Origin of the sequence: Xanthomonas sp. 3075, from assembly GCF_014197275.1 — a bacterium.
GTDB classification, from domain to species: Bacteria; Pseudomonadota; Gammaproteobacteria; order Xanthomonadales; family Xanthomonadaceae; genus Xanthomonas; species Xanthomonas campestris_B.
Map to the genome: position 1 here is coordinate 1 of NZ_JACIFI010000057.1, position 1238 is coordinate 1238.

General features: G+C 56.0%; 1 protein-coding gene. It reads right to left on the reverse strand.

What is annotated here, in order from left to right; genetic code table 11:
- Window positions 1-208: 208 nt before the first annotated feature.
- Window positions 209-646: a hypothetical protein gene (locus tag GGR62_RS20890; protein ID WP_221229442.1), complete on the reverse strand. Its 438-nt coding sequence runs from the start codon at window positions 644-646 to the stop codon at window positions 209-211.
- Window positions 647-1238 lie beyond the last annotated feature (592 nt).

Sequence of the window (1238 nt, forward strand, 5' to 3'; positions counted from 1 at the left end):
TGACACCGGCTGCGTATGCCCAACATCTGGCAAACACCGATATCATCAGCCCTGGACTCTAAACCAGGCCGCTACTCAGGGCGGGGGGATGTCGCTCCCATGCAAAGTCCGACTCGCAATATACGTTCCATGTGGGCCCTAACGTTTGAGATAACCGGCATGACTCGGCTAGCCGGGACATGTCCTGTTGATTGAAGGGTTGGACGTCTCAGTGCTCATAGAACCACTCTAGGAATTCTCCTGCGACGGACTCCGACATCTCCTGCACCGCCTCGGCCACCTCCGCCGCCCCCTTTGCGGCCGCTATCGCAGATAGTGCGCACTGGAGAAACTCTTCACTCCATTCGCGCGATGATGCCGCCGCTACAAGCGCTGGTAGCCTTGACAGCGCTTCGAAGTACGACGCGGTCAGATCTTTGGGCACTGCCACCCCGGTCTTCTTGCGACAGATCTCGACCCATGCGGGGAATTGGAAGAAGACCGCCTCAACTGTGTGCGGCGCTGTGGCGAGCACATTGATCACATGCGGCACTGCTGCGAAAGAGGCGCTGTACACGTCTCCTTGGTGGGCAAGGGCGCTCCACAGTGAGAACCATGGTTCACTCTTGCCTCCAGATGTGGATAGCGCTTTCAGTTGAGCGAGCATGGCCGGGATGTCAGAAGCCGCTCCATATGCGTGCTGAAGTTCAGACCAGCGTGGACTCTCTAGGCTAAGCACGGATGTTCCTCAAGATGTGGAAAAGGGTCAGGTAGAATTTTCAATTTAACCTGACCCCGTTCTTAGTTAGAGCAAGCAGCAATGAAGAGTGTAGCGATCGCTACAAGCTTGCGCATAGTTTCCTCTGGCCTAACGCTGGAGTTAAGCGGCGGCGTAGCCGTCCGCCTTGAACGATTTGTTAACCTGCTTGAATATAGCCAGCGGAGAGAGCAGACCACCGAAGCCAAGATGGGAATGGCTTGCCAGCAAGGAATGCTCGGAGAACCTCGTTAACCTGTGAGGCAAGAAACCACTCATTTTTGGCAAGCTCTACGCTGCCGGCGCTGAAGGAAAGGACGGTGCCATCGGGGAAGGGAACAACAGTAGCTGCCTGAGCCCCACGATGATGACTCCCGGTGACATCGCGCCACTCGATGAAGAACAAACTAGGGAAGCTCTGAACAACTCTGTCTCAGGCCTTCGATCGGAGCCTGAGCCAGGCTGCGTCACGCGTAAGCGCTTGATTTTCAGTAAGGGCATT